The organism is Pseudomonas sp. OVF7 (assembly GCF_030644265.1).
Classification (GTDB): Bacteria; Pseudomonadota; Gammaproteobacteria; order Pseudomonadales; family Pseudomonadaceae; genus Aquipseudomonas; species Aquipseudomonas gorinensis.
In genome coordinates, this window is sequence record NZ_CP128996.1 from 6,364,983 (window position 1) to 6,381,218 (window position 16,236).

Annotated in this window: 20 protein-coding genes; 3 read left to right on the forward strand and 17 right to left on the reverse strand. The window is 58.2% G+C overall.

Features of this window, described 5'->3' with window-relative positions; all coding sequences use genetic code 11:
- Nucleotides 1-132: 132 nt before the first annotated feature.
- The 15 genes from ybgF to QU606_RS29035 form a co-directional block, all read right to left on the reverse strand.
- On the reverse strand, nucleotides 133-969 hold the full coding sequence (ybgF, locus tag QU606_RS28965) for a tol-pal system protein YbgF (RefSeq protein ID WP_024077140.1): 837 nt from the start codon (nucleotides 967-969) through the stop codon (nucleotides 133-135).
- Between the two features lie 6 nt (nucleotides 970-975).
- Nucleotides 976-1,476, reverse strand: a complete 501-nt coding sequence (pal, locus tag QU606_RS28970; protein ID WP_003209827.1) for a peptidoglycan-associated lipoprotein Pal — start codon at nucleotides 1,474-1,476, stop codon at nucleotides 976-978.
- Nucleotides 1,477-1,531: 55 nt separating this feature from the next.
- Nucleotides 1,532-2,812 carry a Tol-Pal system beta propeller repeat protein TolB gene (gene tolB, locus QU606_RS28975; protein WP_041161007.1) on the reverse strand — a complete coding sequence of 427 codons (1,281 nt, stop codon included), beginning with the start codon at nucleotides 2,810-2,812 and terminating at the stop codon, nucleotides 1,532-1,534.
- A 17-nt stretch (nucleotides 2,813-2,829) separates the two neighbouring features.
- Nucleotides 2,830-3,903: a cell envelope integrity protein TolA gene (gene tolA, locus QU606_RS28980; RefSeq protein WP_024077142.1), complete on the reverse strand. Its 1,074-nt coding sequence runs from the start codon at nucleotides 3,901-3,903 to the stop codon at nucleotides 2,830-2,832.
- Nucleotides 3,903-4,355: a protein TolR gene (gene tolR, locus QU606_RS28985; RefSeq protein WP_160384999.1), complete on the reverse strand. Its 453-nt coding sequence runs from the start codon at nucleotides 4,353-4,355 to the stop codon at nucleotides 3,903-3,905. The genes tolA and tolR overlap by 1 nt, the downstream gene beginning before the upstream one ends.
- 23 nt (nucleotides 4,356-4,378) lie before the next feature.
- Entirely contained in the window at nucleotides 4,379-5,074 is a 696-nt protein-coding gene (tolQ, locus tag QU606_RS28990; RefSeq protein ID WP_024077143.1) for a protein TolQ, read from the reverse strand.
- A 1-nt stretch (nucleotide 5,075) separates the two neighbouring features.
- Nucleotides 5,076-5,531 carry a tol-pal system-associated acyl-CoA thioesterase gene (gene ybgC / locus QU606_RS28995; RefSeq protein WP_032890914.1) on the reverse strand — a complete coding sequence of 152 codons (456 nt, stop codon included), beginning with the start codon at nucleotides 5,529-5,531 and terminating at the stop codon, nucleotides 5,076-5,078.
- Between the two features lie 152 nt (nucleotides 5,532-5,683).
- Nucleotides 5,684-6,742: a Holliday junction branch migration DNA helicase RuvB gene (gene ruvB, locus QU606_RS29000; protein ID WP_024077146.1), complete on the reverse strand. Its 1,059-nt coding sequence runs from the start codon at nucleotides 6,740-6,742 to the stop codon at nucleotides 5,684-5,686.
- Complete coding sequence (gene ruvA, locus QU606_RS29005; RefSeq protein ID WP_003175802.1) at nucleotides 6,743-7,354, reverse strand: Holliday junction branch migration protein RuvA; 612 nt, start codon at nucleotides 7,352-7,354, stop codon at nucleotides 6,743-6,745.
- A gap of 67 nt (nucleotides 7,355-7,421) precedes the next feature.
- A complete protein-coding gene (gene ruvC, locus QU606_RS29010; RefSeq protein WP_024077147.1) occupies nucleotides 7,422-7,946 on the reverse strand; it encodes a crossover junction endodeoxyribonuclease RuvC in 525 nt (174 codons plus the stop codon).
- A 156-nt stretch (nucleotides 7,947-8,102) separates the two neighbouring features.
- Entirely contained in the window at nucleotides 8,103-8,849 is a 747-nt protein-coding gene (locus QU606_RS29015) for a YebC/PmpR family DNA-binding transcriptional regulator (protein WP_024077148.1), read from the reverse strand.
- 135 nt (nucleotides 8,850-8,984) lie between these two features.
- Nucleotides 8,985-10,760 (reverse strand): aspartate--tRNA ligase, encoded by a 1,776-nt coding sequence (aspS, locus tag QU606_RS29020; protein WP_024077149.1) that lies wholly within the window; start codon nucleotides 10,758-10,760, stop codon nucleotides 8,985-8,987.
- 114 nt (nucleotides 10,761-10,874) lie between these two features.
- Nucleotides 10,875-11,096: an FmdB family zinc ribbon protein gene (locus tag QU606_RS29025; RefSeq protein WP_010208103.1), complete on the reverse strand. Its 222-nt coding sequence runs from the start codon at nucleotides 11,094-11,096 to the stop codon at nucleotides 10,875-10,877.
- Between the two features lie 169 nt (nucleotides 11,097-11,265).
- Nucleotides 11,266-11,607 carry a ribbon-helix-helix domain-containing protein gene (locus QU606_RS29030; RefSeq protein ID WP_041161008.1) on the reverse strand — a complete coding sequence of 114 codons (342 nt, stop codon included), beginning with the start codon at nucleotides 11,605-11,607 and terminating at the stop codon, nucleotides 11,266-11,268.
- Nucleotides 11,608-11,788: 181 nt separating this feature from the next.
- Nucleotides 11,789-12,262, reverse strand: coding sequence for a Dps family protein (locus tag QU606_RS29035; protein WP_003193874.1), 474 nt, complete (start codon nucleotides 12,260-12,262; stop codon nucleotides 11,789-11,791).
- 427 nt (nucleotides 12,263-12,689) lie between these two features.
- Between QU606_RS29035 and QU606_RS29040 the strand changes: the two genes are divergently transcribed.
- Nucleotides 12,690-13,292, forward strand: a complete 603-nt coding sequence (locus tag QU606_RS29040) for a cold-shock protein (protein WP_024077151.1) — start codon at nucleotides 12,690-12,692, stop codon at nucleotides 13,290-13,292.
- A gap of 83 nt (nucleotides 13,293-13,375) precedes the next feature.
- Here the strand turns inward: QU606_RS29040 and QU606_RS29045 are convergent, their stop codons facing one another.
- Entirely contained in the window at nucleotides 13,376-13,582 is a 207-nt protein-coding gene (locus QU606_RS29045; protein WP_024077152.1) for a SlyX family protein, read from the reverse strand.
- A gap of 3 nt (nucleotides 13,583-13,585) precedes the next feature.
- The gene (locus tag QU606_RS29050; protein ID WP_041161288.1) at nucleotides 13,586-14,011 is read right to left on the reverse strand and encodes an HIT domain-containing protein; all 426 of its coding nucleotides are present in this window, start codon (nucleotides 14,009-14,011) and stop codon (nucleotides 13,586-13,588) included.
- A 174-nt stretch (nucleotides 14,012-14,185) separates the two neighbouring features.
- Between QU606_RS29050 and QU606_RS29055 the strand changes: the two genes are divergently transcribed.
- Nucleotides 14,186-14,569: a hypothetical protein gene (locus QU606_RS29055; protein WP_143036939.1), complete on the forward strand. Its 384-nt coding sequence runs from the start codon at nucleotides 14,186-14,188 to the stop codon at nucleotides 14,567-14,569.
- Between the two features lie 184 nt (nucleotides 14,570-14,753).
- Complete coding sequence (locus tag QU606_RS29060) at nucleotides 14,754-16,055, forward strand: OprD family porin (protein WP_024077154.1); 1,302 nt, start codon at nucleotides 14,754-14,756, stop codon at nucleotides 16,053-16,055.
- The last annotated feature ends 181 nt before the right edge of the window (nucleotides 16,056-16,236 follow it).

Here is a 16,236-nt window from a genome sequence, read left to right on the forward strand (position 1 = left end):
TCCGCCTCCGTCAGGCACTTCAAGGAATTCCGCCAACGCGTAAACCCCAGGAAGCGTGTTTCATAAAAGGGCGTGGATTCTAACGAAAAAACCCGCGCCAGGCGCGGGTTTCTTCCAAACGGGCTGCATCGCTTACAAGCGTTGCAGATCGCGCTGGGCCAACTGGGCAGCGGAAGTACCCGGATACTGGGCAACCACCTGCTGCAGAATGCCTTTGACCTTGTCGGTATGACCCAGGCGGCGTTCTACGTCAGCGAGTTTGTACAGCGAGTCCGGCACCTTGGCGTGCTTAGGGTAGAGTTGGCTGACCTTGGCAAATGCCTGGCCTGCCCCCTGCAAATCACCCTTTGCCAGGTTTACCTCACCCAACCAGTACTGGGCATTGCCTGCGTACTGACTGTTTGGGTAACGACCGAGGAATGCGGTGAAAGCCTTGCTGGCCTTGTCGAAATCCTTGGCTTTGATCAGATCGAAGGCGGCATCGTAATACAGCTTTTCCTTCGCCGGATCACCCGGTTCGCTGCTGGCGGCAGGGGCTTGGCTGGCGGCCGAGGCCCCTGCTGCTGCACCACCGGCGGCGGCACTGGGTGCGCCACCGGTAGAAGAATTATCAGGAGTTGCGGCAGGTGTAACGCCGGCTCCAATACGTCGGTCAAGATCCTGATATCGCTCCAGGCCTTCTTGCTTCAGCTGGTTCACTTGGTTCTGCAAAACCTCAATGGCGCCTTGTTGCTGCGACAATTGATCCTGCATGCGTTGCAGCTGGTTGAACAGTTCGCCCTGTGCCGAGGGGGCTGACGTAGCCGCCCCCCCAGCATAGGCGCCGTTCGTGCCATAACCCGCTGGCGGATAAGCACTTCCGCTATTGTTATAGCCAGAGTTGCTATCGACCACAGGAGCCGCAGCCCACACCGAGAGCGGCGCGAGGCTGAGAGTCAGTACAGTTAGAGCACGACGGCACGTTCGCATGACGAATTACTTACGCAGTTCGACGCGACGGTTTTGAGCCCAGGACTGCTCGTCGTGGCCAGTAGCAACTGGACGCTCTTTACCGTAGGAAACCAGTTCCAGTTGGCCTGGAGCAACACCTTGCAGTACCAGGTAGCGCTGAACGGCTTTCGCACGACGCTCGCCCAGAGCCATGTTGTACTCACGAGTACCACGTTCGTCAGTGTTACCTTCCAGAACAACGCGAGCGCCGTTAGCTTTCAGGTCTTTCGCGTGAACGTCCAGAGCGCGCATGGCTTCTGGTTTCAGGTCCGAACTGTCGTATTCGAAGTAGAAAGTAGTGATTGCGCGCAGAGCAGCTTCTTCGCTCAGGGAGCCGTCAACTGCACCAGTGTTAGCACCGTAACCAGCGTTTGGATCAACAGCTGCGCCTTCACCGGCATTGTCGCCGCCTTTAGACGAGCAACCAACGGCTACGGACAGAGCCAGAGCCAGAGCAGCAAACTTACCAAACTTCAGCATTTCCATCGTGAAACTCCTAATGAACCCCAGTGTGTTAAGCAAATCTTTTTGTAGCGCCGCGTCAGTTCAGGTAAGGGGACCAGGATGGTTCTCTGACTTCGCCTTGTGCGGTAGGAAGCGGGAGCCTTACGCGTCCATTAATGGACACGAGCATCAAGACTCCCCGGCCCTGCTGGCGGGTGGCGTAGATTACCATGGTGCCGTTGGGCGCAACAGTGGCTGACTCATCAAGGTTGGTATCTGTAAGGATTTTTACGGTTCCGCGCTGCAAATCCTGGGCCGCAACCCGGAAATTAGTGAAACCATCCTGACGGTGAATCATCACCAACGTCTTTTCATCAGCCGAAAGCTTCGGATTGGCGTTGTAGTTACCGATAAAGGTCACGCGTTCCGCGCCCCCACCGCCAATGCTCGATTTGTAGATTTGTGGCTTGCCACCGCGGTCGGAGGTGAAATAGATGGTCGAGCCATCTTTACCCCAGAACGGTTCGGTGTTGATACCTGGGCCGCTGGTGACGCGAGTGATCTGGCGCGAAGCCATGTTCATCACGTAGATATCCGGGTTACCGTCCTTGGACAGTACGAATGCCAGGCGCGAACCATCCGGCGACCAGGCAGGTGCACCGTTGAGGCCTTCGAAGTTGGTGATCTGCTCACGACGGCCAGTATCGATGTGCTGGACGAAGATACGCGGACGCTTCTGTTCGAAAGACACATAGGCAATACGCTTGCCGTCCGGCGCAAAGCGCGGCGACAGGATCGGCTCCCGGGACTGCAGCAAGGTCACGGCGCGCGCACCGTCGTAGTCCGAACGCTGCAACGTGTAGCGAGTGTTGTCTACAGAGAAACGTTCAGCAGTGACATAGAGCATGCGCGTCGAGAAAGCACCCTTGATACCGGTGAGCTTTTCAAACGACTGGTCCGAAATGTAGTGGGCCATATCCCGCAGTTGTTCGGCGGTGCCCGACACGCTGCCGGTCAATACCTGCTGCTCGGTGGCCACGTTGAACAATGTGTACTGGATCTGCAGGCGACCGCCGGCAGGCTGGATGTTGCCGACCATCAGGTACTGGGCACCCACGGCCTTCCAGTCACGGAAGATGACTTCGCTGGCCTGGGTAGGCTGGCTGATCATGTTGCCTTTCGGAATCGGCGCGTAGTAACCGGAGTTGCGCAGGTCGTCGCTGACGATCTGGGCCATGTCATCCGGCAGCACGCTGCCGCCCTGCCAGCCGAACGGCACAACCGCGATCGGGGTGGCCCGATCGCTACCGCTGGTGACCAGGATGTTCTTTTCATCCGCCGCCGCTATCCCTGCCATACAGCAAATAACGACAAGCATTCCTCGAAGAAGGTTTCTCACAAGGCTAGATCCTCAGGTGTGAATGTCATCTTGAATGAACGATAGGGAGCGAAGTCGCTTGGTTTCATTCCCTGCATCTCGGTCAACCGGCCAATGTTCTTGACCGCGGCAACCGCCGAACTGTCGAACGAACCGTCACCACTGGACTTGGCCACGCTGACCGAAGTCACCGTACCGTCCGGCAACATGCCGATCTGCAGCACTACTGTCATGCCTTTGCGTGCCGAAGGTGGACGTGTCCAGCCTTCTGCTGCTCGTGCCCGAATCAGGTCGTCGAAACTGCCCGCGACTTCATCACCACGTTCATCGGCCAATGCTTGCTGACGCTGAGGCGTATCGGAAAGCAAATCTGCCAAGGCCTGGGCCTTTTTGTCTTCGGCGGATTTACGCGCTGCTTCCTGGGCCTTTTTCTTGCTGGCGTCGGCGGCAGCTTTCTTCTTCGCGTCGTCGGCGATTTTCTTCTTCGCCTCGTCTGCTTCAGCTTTTTTCTTGGCGTCTTCGGCGGCTTTCTTCTTCGCGTCCTCGACTATCTTTTTCTTGGCGTCTTCAGCGGCCTTTTTCTTGGCCTCTTCTTCGGCTGCTTTTTTGGCTTCTTCTTCAGATTTTTTCTTGGCTATATCAGCCAATTGTTTCTCTTCAGCTTTTTTAGCTTCGGCAGCTTTCTCGGCTTTCTTGGCTTCATCAGCCTTTTTCGCCTCGTCGGCCTTCTTCGCTTCGTCAGCCTTTTTCGATTCCTCGGCCTTTTGAGCCGCCTCTTCTTTCTTTTGTTCCGCAGCAGCCTTCACCGCTTCCTGCTCGACCTTCTTCTGTTCCATCTGCTCGACTTCAGTCTGGCGCGCAGCCGACTTCTGGGCCTCACCCGCAATCTTCTGATTGGTCTGGGTAGTGGCCTGACTTTTCGATTTCAGCTGATACAGGGTCGCCTGCACGATCGGCTTGGCTGGCGGCAGGTCCGGGGTCATGGCAAAGCTGACGAACAACATGCCAAACACCAGGACATGCAGGGCAATTGCCCAGACGCTAGGCCAGAAGTAGCTTTCCGAGGCGGACGGCTCTCGCTGTTGGTGCATCAGGGCGCCTCGGTAATCAAGCCAACGTTGCCGACGCCGGCCTTCTGCAGCCCGCCCATGGCGCCCATGACGGAGCCGTAGTCGACCGATTTGTCACCGCGGATGAAGACTTGGGTGTGCTTGCCGCCTTCGTTGCCGGAGCGAATGATCTTGGTCACTGCGTCGGTCATCGCCGGCAAGGTCAGGGCCTTGTCCTGCTGCTTCTGGGTATCGACTTCGCTGCCAAGGTTCCAGTAGTAGGTCTTGTCAGCCTTGATCGAAATGGTCAGCACCTGGGTGTTGTTGTCCTGGGGCAAGGCTTCGCTGGAAACCTTGGGCAGATCAACTTTCACACCCTGGTTGAGCATCGGCGCGGTCACCATGAAGATCACCAGCAGCACCAGCATCACGTCGATGTAAGGCACTACGTTCATCTCGGCGACCGGCTTGCGCTTGGTTCGAGCTCGAGTGATTAAAGCCATCGGGGAGTACCTGCTTATTCTTCGCTGGTGTGCACTTTACGGTGCAGGATCGCCTGGAATTCATCGGCGAAGGTGTAGTAACGGCTGATCAAGGTCTCGCCGCGCGCGGCAAAACGGTTGTAGGCAATTACTGCGGGGATAGCGGCGAACAGGCCGATCGCGGTGGCGACCAGGGCTTCGGCGATACCCGGGGCCACGGTGGCCAGGGTCGCTTGCTGGGCCTGGGCCAGGCCACGGAACGAGTTCATGATCCCCCACACGGTACCGAACAGGCCGATGTACGGGCTGACGGAACCGACGGTGGCGAGAAACGGCAGGCTCTGCTCCAGCTTCTCTTCTTCGCGGGAGATGGCCACGCGCATGGCACGGGCCACGCCTTCCATGACCGCTTCCGGGTCAACGCCTGGCTGCTGGCGCAGACGGGAGAATTCCTTGAATCCGGCGCGGAAGATCTGCTCGACGCCCGAATCCGGATCTGGGTTGCTGCCGGCCTGGCGGTAGAGCTTGGACAGGTCGATACCCGACCAGAAGCGCTCTTCGAAGCTCTCCAGGGCACGTCGACCGGCACGCAGCAGGTTGCTGCGCTGAAAAATCATGACCCAAGAGGTAACCGATGCGGCTACCAGGATCAGCATCACCAGTTGAACCACAACACTGGCATTACTGACCAGGCTCCACATGGAGGAATGGTCGACGACGGTAGGTTCCACGCTAAATCTCCTGCTTTGATTGTTTACCCGCGCCGCTCACGGCGGCAAAGGCCGCACGTAGAGTTTCGGGAATGGCCCGAGGTTTCAAACTGTTGGTGCGTACACACGCCACCAGGAACTGCCCCTCGCAGAGCAGCGTTGCATCCGTAGCCCGCCTGACCTGCTGCTTGAATCGCAGGCTGGCACGGTTCAATTCGATTACTTCAGCGCTGACCAGCAGTTCGTCGTCCAGTCGCGCCGGCGCGTGATAGCGAGCCTCGCTGGAATGCACGACGAATAACAGGTCCTCCCCTGCCAGCTGGGATTGGGCAAAGCCCAGCTCCCGTAGCCGCTCGGTTCGAGCCCGCTCCATGAACTTGAGGTAATTGACGTAATACACGATACCGCCGGCATCGGTGTCCTCGTAATAAACGCGACAGCGATGTGCGAACGACTGATCCCCGTTTTGCGCGCGCATACTCTAGTGCTTACTCCTCAGGTTGCCAATCCGGCTTAGCAACTGTTTTTTCATTCTCGCTTTTTGCGTTCGAGAATATTTCCAGTGACTGAATGACGACACCAGCCACTAGGACAGCACAAACCTTGAATAAATCGATCCACGTGGTCTTTTTAATCGTCCACTGCATCCAGGAATTCGTCTACCACGGGCATCTCACCCAATCGTGACGGAATGTTTAACCCGAAGTGCAAATAGGCATGGCGCGTGACCACCCGCCCCCTTGGCGTGCGCATGATGTAGCCCTGCTGGATCAGGTACGGTTCCAGCACATCTTCAATGGTATGGCGCTCTTCACTGATGGCCGCGGCCAGGCTGTCTACCCCCACCGGGCCACCGTCGAACTTCTCGATCATGGTCAAGAGTAGACGTCGATCCTGGTGATCGAAGCCATGCTCGTCCACATCCAGCAGGTTCAAGGCCAGGTCGGCCACCGGCTTGGTGATATGCCCCTTGGCCCGCACCTCGGCAAAATCACGCACGCGGCGCAGCAGACGGTTGGCAATACGTGGCGTGCCCCGGGCCCGACGGGCGATTTCAAACGCGCCTTCCGGATCCAGGGGCAGGCCGAGAATGCCGGCCGAACGGCTGACGATGGTCGCCAGGTCTGCGGTGCTATAGAACTCCAGACGTTGAACGATACCGAAACGGTCTCGCAGCGGGTTGGTCAGCATGCCCGCACGCGTGGTCGCCCCCACCAGGGTGAATGGCGGCAGGTCGAGCTTGATCGATCGGGCCGCGGGGCCTTCGCCGATCATGATGTCGAGCTGGAAGTCTTCCATGGCGGGGTACAGCACTTCCTCGACGATCGGCGACAACCGATGGATTTCGTCGATAAACAACACGTCATGGGGTTCAAGATTGGTCAGCAGCGCCGCCAGGTCGCCAGGACGCTCCAGCACCGGGCCGGAAGTCGACTTGATCGACACGCCCATTTCCTGGGCAATGATGTTGGCCAGGGTGGTTTTACCCAGCCCCGGCGGGCCAAAGATCAGGGTGTGATCCAGGGACTCGCTGCGCCCGCGCGCGGCCTGGATGAACAACTCCATCTGCTCGCGCACGGTAGGCTGGCCGATGTAGTCGGCCAGGCTCAGGGGCCGGATGGCACGGTCCTGGATTTCTTCGCGGTCACGGGGGCCCGTGGCCGCGATCAGACGATCAGCTTCAATCACTTAAATCATTCCCTTCAGGGCTCGGCGGATCATGTCTTCGCTGCTCAGGTTCTTGTCCTTGATGGCCGACACCGCCTTGCTCGCCTCCTGCGGCTTGTAGCCCAGGGAGATCAGCGCGCTGACGGCATCGCTTTCAGCGCTGGCCACCTGGCCTGCCGGCATATCCGGCTGGTTCGGCACCAGGGCGAACATGCTCGGCACCACTTCCCAGGCCTTGAAGCGGTCCTTGAGCTCCACCAGCAGGCGCTCGGCGGTTTTCTTGCCCACGCCCGGCACCTTGGTCAACGCCGAGGTGTCCTGGGCCGAAACGGCACGCACCAGTTCGTCCACTTCCAGGCTCGACATCAACGCCAGGGCCAACTTCGGCCCCACGCCATTAAGGCGAATCAGCTCGCGGAAGAAGTCGCGGTCGCGCTTGCCGATGAAACCATAGAGTAGTTGCGCGTCTTCGCGCACCACCAGGTGGGTGTGCAGCGTTATGGGTTCACCGACCGACGGTAGGCGATACAGGGTAGTCATGGGCACTTCCAGCTCATACCCCAACCCGTTGACATCCAGAATCAGGTGCGGCGGCTGTTTCTCAGCCAGGGTGCCGCGCAAGCGTCCAATCACGGTTCAGATCCTTAAAGCGTGGGGTCAGATCGAGGCCTGACCGGAAATAACGATTGCGCTGATGCTATCAGAGACGCAGGCGCCCGCCACGACTGCGTGCCGTCCCCAAGCCGTGCGGTAGCAGGCTGGAGCGCGTGTGCGCATGGCAAATGGCAATGGCCAGGGCGTCGGAGGCATCGATCTGCGGTTTTGAGGTGAGCTTGAGCATGTGCATCACCATCATCTGCACCTGCTCTTTATTCGCCGCCCCCGTGCCAACCACTGCTTGCTTGACCTGGGTCGCGGTGTATTCGGCGATTTCCATGCCTTCCTCGGCACCGGCCACGATGGCAGCGCCACGGGCCTGGCCGAGCTTGAGGGCCGAGTCGGCATTCTTGGCCATGAACACCTTTTCGATGCCCATGGTCACTGGCCCGTAGGTCTGGATCACTTCACGCACGCCGCGATAGACGATCTGCAAGCGCTCAGCCAACTCGCCCGCGCCGGTACGAATACAGCCCGAGGCGACATAGACGCAGCCGCGCGGGGTGTGTTGCACCACGCCAAAGCCGGTAATGCGCGAACCGGGGTCGATACCTAGGATTAAAGTCATAAGGCCTGCAGGTCGGGTAAACACAATTTTTGATACAGGGAGGCCCAATGTGGGAGGGGACTTGCCCCCGATGGCAGTGTGTCAGTTATCTCTCAATCGACTGAACCACCGCTATCGGGGGCAAGCCCCCTCCCACATTTAAAACTACATCGCCCTTCAGCCTAGCTGTTCGGCTACAGATTCAGGGATGTCGGCATTCGAATACACGTTCTGCACGTCATCCAGGTCTTCGAGCATATCCAGCATCTTCAGTACTTTCTGCGCGCCGTCCAGGTCCAGCTCGGCGCTGGTGGTTGGCAGCATCACGATTTCCGCGTCGGTACCTTTGAAACCGGCCGCTTCCAGCGCGTTACGCACGGCGTAGAACCCGGCGAACGAGGTGAACACGTCAATGGAGCCGTCTTCATTGGTCACCACGTCGTCGGCATCCGCCTCCATTGCCGCTTCCATCAGCGCATCTTCATCCACACCCGGTGCGAAGGAGATCTGCCCCTTGCGCTCGAACAGGTAGGCTACCGAACCGTCTGTGCCGAGGTTACCCCCGCACTTGCTGAACGCATGGCGCACCGCCGCCGCGGTACGGTTGCGGTTATCGGTCATGCACTCGACCATCACCGCCACGCCACCCGGGCCGTAGCCTTCGTAGGTAAGCTCGACCATGTCGTCGGTATCGGCCGCCCCGGCACCACGGGCCACGGCGCGGTCGATGATGTCGCGGCTCATGTTGGCGCCGAGGGCTTTATCCAGCGCCAGGCGCAGACGCGGGTTGGAGCCTGGGTCACCACCGCCCTGGCGGGCAGCGACCGTCAGTTCGCGAATCCACTTGGTGAAGATCTTGCCTTTCTTGGCATCCTGACGCTCTTTGCGGTGCTTGATGTTCGCCCACTTGGAATGGCCAGCCATAACACAACTCCGAAATTCTCTAGAAACCTTATCAACCCCGCCCCAGGCGGGATGCAACCCTTGTAACGCAAAGGCGCATCCGAAGATGCGCCTTTTTGACCGCGTAAAACCTTATCGCGCTTTCACGCAGCAGCCTTACTCAGCCTTCGGCGTCTCGCGCAGGCGAATGTGCAACTCGCGCAGTGCCTTGGCATCCACCACACCCGGCGCCTGGGTCATGACGTCCGCAGCGCTCTGGGTTTTCGGGAACGCGATCACTTCACGGATCGACTGGGCGCCAGTCATCAGCATCACCAGGCGATCCAGGCCGAAGGCCAGGCCACCGTGCGGCGGCGCGCCGTATTTCAGGGCGTCGAGCAGGAAGCCGAACTTCTCTTCCTGTTCCGCTTCGTTGATGCCCAGCAGGCGGAATACCGCTTGCTGCATCTCTTTGCGATGGATACGGATCGAACCGCCACCCAGCTCGGTGCCGTTCAGCACCATGTCGTAGGCACGGGACAGAGCGCCCGCCGGGTTGGCTTCCAGCTCTTCAGGAGAGCACTTCGGCGCAGTGAACGGGTGGTGCAAGGCGCTGAAGCTGCCGTCGTCGTTCTCTTCGAACATCGGGAAGTCGACGACCCACATCGGTGCCCACTTGCAGGTCAGCAGGTCGAGGTCGTGGCCCAGCTTGATCCGCAGCGCGCCGAGGGCTTCACTGACGATCTTGGCCTTGTCGGCGCCGAAGAACACGATGTCGCCGTCGACCGCACCAACGCGATCCAGGATCACATTGAGGTTGGCTTCCGGGATGTTCTTCACGATAGGCGACTGCAGGCCTTCAACACCTTTGGCGCGCTCGTTGACCTTGATGTACGCCAGGCCCTTGGCACCGTAGATGCCGACAAACTTGGTGTAGTCGTCGATCTGCTTGCGCGGCATGCTCGCGCCACCAGGCACACGCAGGGCGGCGATGCGGCATTTCGGGTCGTTGGCCGGGCCGCTGAACACCTTGAAATCGACATCTTTAAGCTGGTCGGCCACGTCCACCAGTTCCAGCGGGTTACGCAGGTCTGGCTTGTCGGAACCGTAGCGGCGCATGGCTTCTTCGAAAGTCATGTGCGGGAATTCGCCGAATTCCAGGTCCAGCACTTCCTTGAACAGGTTGCGGATCATTTGTTCGGTGATACCCATGATCTCTTTTTCATCGAGGAAGCTGGTCTCGATGTCGATCTGGGTGAATTCAGGTTGGCGATCGGCGCGCAGGTCTTCGTCACGGAAGCACTTGGCGATCTGGTAGTAACGGTCAAAGCCGGCCACCATCAGCAGTTGCTTGAACAACTGCGGCGATTGCGGCAGGGCGAAGAAGCTGCCGGCGTGGGTGCGGCTTGGCACCAGGTAGTCACGCGCGCCTTCCGGGGTAGCCCGGGTGAGGATCGGCGTTTCGACGTCGAGAAAGCCGTTCTCGTCCAGGAAGCGACGGATGCTGGTGGTCATGCGCGAACGCAGGCGCAGCTTCTCGGCCATTTCCGGACGACGCAGGTCCAGGAAGCGGTAGCGCAGGCGGGTTTCTTCGCCGACGTCGGAGTATTCGTTAAGCGGGAACGGCGGGGTTTCCGATTCGTTCAGCACTTCCAGCTCGTAGCCCAGCACTTCGATTGCGCCGGACGCCATGTTCGGGTTCACAGCCCCGGCCGGACGCAGGCGTACCTTGCCGGTGATCTTCACGACGTATTCGCTGCGCACGCGGTCGGCGGCGGCGAAGCTCTCGGCGCGATCCGGGTCGAACACCACCTGGGCCAGACCATCACGATCACGGATATCGAGGAAGATCACCCCGCCGTGGTCGCGGCGACGGTGAACCCATCCGCAAAGGGTGATTTCCTGACCATCCAGGGTCTCGTTCAGTTGGCCGCAATAGTGGCTGCGCATCATGGTAGTGGTTTCACTTCTCGTAATTCGTAATTCGAAATTCGGTGGAGGCCTGCCTCGTCACCGCACAGTTAAGCAGGGGACGGATAATGCAGGAGCCCGCGCGTAGAGTTCAACTCAGTCTGCTTTGTCGCCGCCGGCCAGATTCTTCTTCGAGCCGGTCTTGAAATCGGTCTCGTACCAGCCGCTGCCACTCAGGCGGAAGCCCGGCATGGACAACATCTTCTTGAGTTCAGGCGCCTGGCAGGCCGGGCAATCGACCAACGGCGCTGCGCTGATCTTTTGAATGGCTTCCAACTGATGACCACAGGAAGCACATTGATAGTCGTACATGGGCATGGAGATGTCTCGGCGATCAGATCGTTACGCGCTACGCCTGCCCAACGGATCAAGCCCCGGCATTCGCAGCAAAGCGCGGGATTATATCTGGTAAATCGAGGCAGCGCAGCCGGCTTTCTGCCCGAAGCCAGGCCCGCCCTGGGGCAGGCCTGGCCACGGAACCGCAAGATTACTCAGGACTCAACGGTGCGCTGCAGCCTTTTAACAGGTGAACCACGCACACGACCCTGACCAGTCCACTGAAGTTTTTTACGCCTCCATACCGCAAATGCACTTCCCGATCGACGTAAGACAGCAATGCACTGACCGAACAGGCATTGAGCCTGGCAATCTCCGTGAGGATATTCCAATAGATCTGCTCGAGCCGCAGACAGGTGGAAAAACCGTTGAGCCTGACCGATCGGGACAACGGCCTGGCCAATCCCATATCGAACCCCCTGGAGAAGGGATCGACCTTTATCTTCTGAAAACCACCCGTTTCCATCACTCCACTCACCGCTCCACGTGACATACACCTGACACTCCGTTGCCAAACAACAGCCCATGGGTTTCTCCCATTGGGCGATAGGCCTATAAAACAGCAGGAAGACAGGGGCAGCCAGAAGACGGAGAGTCGATCATCGTAGGAGAACGCCAGGAAGCGCGGGGAAACCCGCGAGCGGCGCCGGGGCGACGCCACTCGAGGTCGATGGTTACTGGTTTTCGAGCAGGGAACGCAGCATCCACGCGGTTTTCTCGTGAACCTGCATGCGTTGGGTCAACAAGTCGGCCGTTGGCTCGTCACTGACTTTGTCGAGCAGCGGGAAAATGCCACGGGCGGTCCGCGTGACCGCTTCCTGGCCCGCAACCAATTGCTTGATCATCTCTTCTGCGCTCGGTACGCCTTCTTCTTCCTTGATCGAAGAAAGACGGGCATAGATCGAATAGGCACCCGGCGCCGGAAAGCCCAGGGCACGGATACGTTCGGCAATGGAGTCCACCGCCAGCGCCAGCTCGTTGTACTGCTCCTCGAACATCAGGTGCAGCGTGCGGAACATGGGGCCCGTGACGTTCCAATGGAAATTGTGGGTCTTCAGGTACAGTACATAGGTATCGGAAAGCAGTCGCGAAAGCCCATCGACGATGGATTTACGATCTTCTTCACTGATACCGATATCGATTGCCATGTTTATCCCCTTCAATTGACAAGCATTCATTGATCAGGTGCAGGACCACTCTAGCAAGAGTCCCCACCTTGTGCAGCCCGGCAGCACCAGGCGACGTGCGGCAATTCGCCCCGCGCGGGCGCACCGGCCTGTGACAAGCAAGGCTTTGCGCCCGACAGGCGATTTGCCTGATAGCGATAAAAAAGCCTGCAAACGTCTAGGACAAGCGTTTGACGCAGAAATGCCACACCCCTTGCAATGCCTGGAAATGCTTGATTTGAGTAGGCACAGCCTTTGCTGTTAAATAGGCAGCGTGTCGCTGCCGTTATTTTCTTCGGCCAGCGCATAGGCTGATACCCGTGCACGTGCTCAACGCCTCCCATTGTTCAGAAGCGAACCGTGCCAGTCAGCTCTTCCTTGTGATCCGTCTTAACGTGAGTTAATCAAAATGTTGAAAATCGTCCACCTGCTAACGGGCGTTGCAGCTTTGCTGCTGTCCTTTATCCCGAGCCTGCAGCCTGAAAGCCTGCCCTACCTGCAACAACATGACGCTCTGTACCTGGCCTTGTTCGGCCTTCTTAACCTGACGCTGGCGCCCGTGATTCCGTACTGGAACAAAGGCATGCGTCATCAACTGCAAAACCTCGTCAGTGCGCTGTTGGTGCTGACTGTTGTGGTCCAAACTCTCACCCTCCTGGCACCCATGCCTGAAGTCGGCGGCCACCCGGCCATCCTGCTCAGCCTGGTCATTGCGCTGGTCGCCATCGTTCTTCACCTGGCCATCAGCTTCTACCGTTCGTCCCCTGCGGCCGCGTCGCAAAACTACGACATGACCAATCGGGATACCGGGACCGTCAAGTGGTTCAACACGTCCAAAGGCTTCGGCTTTATTTCCCGCGATTCGGGCGACGATATCTTCGTCCACTTCCGGGCCATCCGTGGCGAAGGCCATCGCGTTCTGGTCGAAGGCCAGCGTGTGGAATTCTCCGTCATGAACCGCGACAAAGGCCTGCAAGCCGAAGACGTGATCGCTGCCCTGCCACGTCGCTGATTTCAGCCCGCGCTGCAAAAAAAACCGCGATCCAGCTAGGCTGGATCGCGGTTTTTTATGCGCGACTATTAAGGGTGGGCCAATTAATAGTGAGGCGGTGGAGCCTCCTCTTCGGAGGTTTCGAACTGGCCGCCCATTTCTTCCTGGCGCTTGAGCAGCGCCGCCATCTGAAGCTGCAGGCGTTCAACCGCGCGCTGCTGGGTCACCAGAATATCGTTGAGCGTCTCGATGGTGTCGTCCTGGAAGGCCAAGCGGCTTTCCAGGTCCGTCACACGGTCTTGCAGATCCATGGTTCAGTCCTGCGCAAAAATAAAGTCGGCAGGCAACAACTCACGCATGCGCGCGCGAATAGCCGCTACCTGTTGTTCAGTGTACGGCTGCGCCGGATGCTTGCCCCAAACCGGAGCCGGCCATGCCGCGTCATCGCGCCTGCGTACGATCACATGCACGTGCAACTGGCTGACGACGTTGCCCAATGCACCAATATTCATCTTGTCGGCCATCAAGCCTTCGTTGAGCAACTGCGCCAGGGCCGTGGTTTCTTCCCATAGGATTCGTTGATCTGCGACATCCAGCTGAAACACTTCGCTGATACCGTTGATACGCGGTACCAGAATGAACCATGGGTAGTTCGAGTCATTGGACAGCAGCAGGCGGCACAGCGGGAAGTCCCCGAGGGCCAGTGTGTCTTGTTGCAAGCGTTGGTCTAAGGCGAACACCGCGGGCACTCCGTTCGGCAGGTCAAGTTCAGGTACCCAGCATACCGTTGATTGTTCGCGGCTTCACGGCGAATGCAGGAAGCGTCGGCACGGTCCGACAAAAAAACCTGCACCTTTTCGAAGCAAGCGAATATATGAGCTACGCTAGAACGGGCCTCACCGGAACGCACCAAAATGACCCACTTGTGCCTCAAAGAGATCCGCCAAGTACCCACTCATCGGGGTGAACCGGTAACGTTTTGCGCAGGCACAGGTTTTTTGTACCACCGCACTGATGTCATGCGCGGCCGTCAAGACCAAACCAAAGGGCGTAAAAAGCCCGTGCTTATGCGGTTTTTACAGGGCAGTAACGATTTTCACGAAAAAATGACATTCAGTTACCGATTTGGGCGCGCTTGTTGCATTCACACCCATATCGTCGGCAACGACACCCGTTCGGAAGCAGGTGTTTCGCGAAAAGAACAACAGCGTTTCAATGCGAATCAAGGAAGACTCCAAACTATTGAAGGGTTTGAAAACAGCATTGAAGTTGTCAGTCCAGTTACATTCGGACTGTGAATTTGCGACATGGAGCTAGCAATTTACGACAGCCTCGTAAAGAAGCTGAAAGGATAGTTGGACAAGTATCGTCAATACGGTCTGCGTGATATAACTTTACGCCGACACAAAAAAGAAAGAGCCGCCCAGATAAAAATACAGGTGGGACGGCAGTACTCTTCCTAAACCAAAGGAGCAAATCACGATGCGCGTGATGAAGTGGAGCATGATCGCCCTGGCTGTTTCAGCAGGCACCTCGCAGTTCGCAATGGCGTCCGCCCAGGACGATTCCAAGGGCTTTATCGAGGACAGCACAGCCAGTATCCTGACTCGTACCCTGTACTTCAGCCGTGACTTCCGTAACAACGCGCCAGGCACTCAAAGCCGTCGCGAAGAAACCGGTCTCGGCTTCCACGGTCTGTTCAGCTCGGGTTACACCCAAGGCACCATCGGTGTCGGTGTCGATGCCATTGGTTTGCTGGGCATCAAACTCGACAGCGGCAAGGGCCGTGCCGGTACCGGCCTGTTCCCTAACGGCTCCGACGGTCGTGCGCAGGATGATTACTCCAAGGGTGGCGCAGCCATCAAGTTCCGTATTTCCGATACGGTCCTGAAAGTGGGCGACCAGTACACCACCGCCCCGGTATTCGCATCCGATGACAGCCGCCTCCTGCCAGAACTGCCACAAGGTATCTCGCTCACCAGCAACGAGATCAAGGGCCTGAAACTGGAAGCCGGTCACTTCACCTCGATCGTTGCCCAGGACCACACCTACAAGGACAGTATCGCAAGCTCCGAGCCGGGTACCGGTACTGGCCTGCGCGACGCCAACTTCGTAGGCGGCGTGTACTCCTGGACCCCAGAGTTCACTACCAGCCTCTACTACTCGAAAGTGGAAGACTACTGGAAGAAACTCTACGCCAACGTGAACTGGACCCACGCGCTTAGCGATGATCAGTCCCTGGCTGTCGACTTCAACATCTACAGCACCAAAAGCGACGGCGCCGGCCTGCAACGCGCAGAAAAAGACGGCACCACCAAGCTGGATAACCGTGCCTACAGCTTGCAGGGCGCCTATACCCTCGGCGCTCACACCTTTACCCTCGCCTACCAGAAAGTTAGCGGTGACGGCGACTACGGTTACGGCGTAGACGGCGGCGGCACGATTTTCCTGGCCAACTCCATCGCCCGTTCCGACTTCAACGCTGAAGACGAGAAATCCTGGCAAGCTCGCTACGACCTGAACATGGCCACCTTCGGCGTGCCAGGCCTGAGCTTCATGACTCGTTACGTCAACGGCAGCGGCGCCAACACTGGCACCACTTCGAACGGTAAAGAGTGGGAACGCGACATCGAAGCCAAATACGTGATCCAGAGCGGCCCAGCCAAAGACCTGAGCCTGCGCGTCCGTCAAGCGACCTATCGTTCGTCTGACGGCGTGTACTACGGTTCGGCGTCGATCGACGAACTGCGTCTGATCGCGCAATACCCGCTGAACATCTTGTAATTAAGCGTTTGATTACAACGATGACTTAAGGCTTCGGCCTTAAACAAAAAAAGCCGCCCCTCTGCTAGCCAGGGGGGCGGCTTTTTTATTGCAGTTTTACTTCAGCGAATAAATAACTAGCAAGCTAACTAACGAGATTAAGCTGACACGTTTAACCTGACCTTTCGGCCAAGTTAAACAT

What these genes read in the sequence shown, in the direction of transcription:
- ybgF (WP_024077140.1), bottom strand. Translation starts at nt 969, where the DNA reads ATGCGAACGTGCCGTCGTGCTCTAACTGTACTGACTCTCAGCCTCGCG.
- pal (WP_003209827.1), bottom strand. Translation starts at nt 1,476, where the DNA reads ATGGAAATGCTGAAGTTTGGTAAGTTTGCTGCTCTGGCTCTGGCTCTG.
- tolB (WP_041161007.1), bottom strand. Translation starts at nt 2,812, where the DNA reads ATGCTTGTCGTTATTTGCTGTATGGCAGGGATAGCGGCGGCGGATGAA.
- tolA (WP_024077142.1), bottom strand. Translation starts at nt 3,903, where the DNA reads ATGCACCAACAGCGAGAGCCGTCCGCCTCGGAAAGCTACTTCTGGCCT.
- ybgC (WP_032890914.1), bottom strand. Translation starts at nt 5,531, where the DNA reads ATGCGCGCGCAAAACGGGGATCAGTCGTTCGCACATCGCTGTCGCGTT.
- ruvC (WP_024077147.1), bottom strand. Translation starts at nt 7,946, where the DNA reads ATGACTTTAATCCTAGGTATCGACCCCGGTTCGCGCATTACCGGCTTT.
- QU606_RS29015 (WP_024077148.1), bottom strand. Translation starts at nt 8,849, where the DNA reads ATGGCTGGCCATTCCAAGTGGGCGAACATCAAGCACCGCAAAGAGCGT.
- aspS (WP_024077149.1), bottom strand. Translation starts at nt 10,760, where the DNA reads ATGATGCGCAGCCACTATTGCGGCCAACTGAACGAGACCCTGGATGGT.
- QU606_RS29025 (WP_010208103.1), bottom strand. Translation starts at nt 11,096, where the DNA reads ATGCCCATGTACGACTATCAATGTGCTTCCTGTGGTCATCAGTTGGAA.
- QU606_RS29030 (WP_041161008.1), bottom strand. Translation starts at nt 11,607, where the DNA reads ATGTCACGTGGAGCGGTGAGTGGAGTGATGGAAACGGGTGGTTTTCAG.
- QU606_RS29035 (WP_003193874.1), bottom strand. Translation starts at nt 12,262, where the DNA reads ATGGCAATCGATATCGGTATCAGTGAAGAAGATCGTAAATCCATCGTC.
- QU606_RS29040 (WP_024077151.1), top strand. Translation starts at nt 12,690, where the DNA reads ATGTTGAAAATCGTCCACCTGCTAACGGGCGTTGCAGCTTTGCTGCTG.
- QU606_RS29045 (WP_024077152.1), bottom strand. Translation starts at nt 13,582, where the DNA reads ATGGATCTGCAAGACCGTGTGACGGACCTGGAAAGCCGCTTGGCCTTC.
- QU606_RS29055 (WP_143036939.1), top strand. Translation starts at nt 14,186, where the DNA reads ATGACCCACTTGTGCCTCAAAGAGATCCGCCAAGTACCCACTCATCGG.
- QU606_RS29060 (WP_024077154.1), top strand. Translation starts at nt 14,754, where the DNA reads ATGCGCGTGATGAAGTGGAGCATGATCGCCCTGGCTGTTTCAGCAGGC.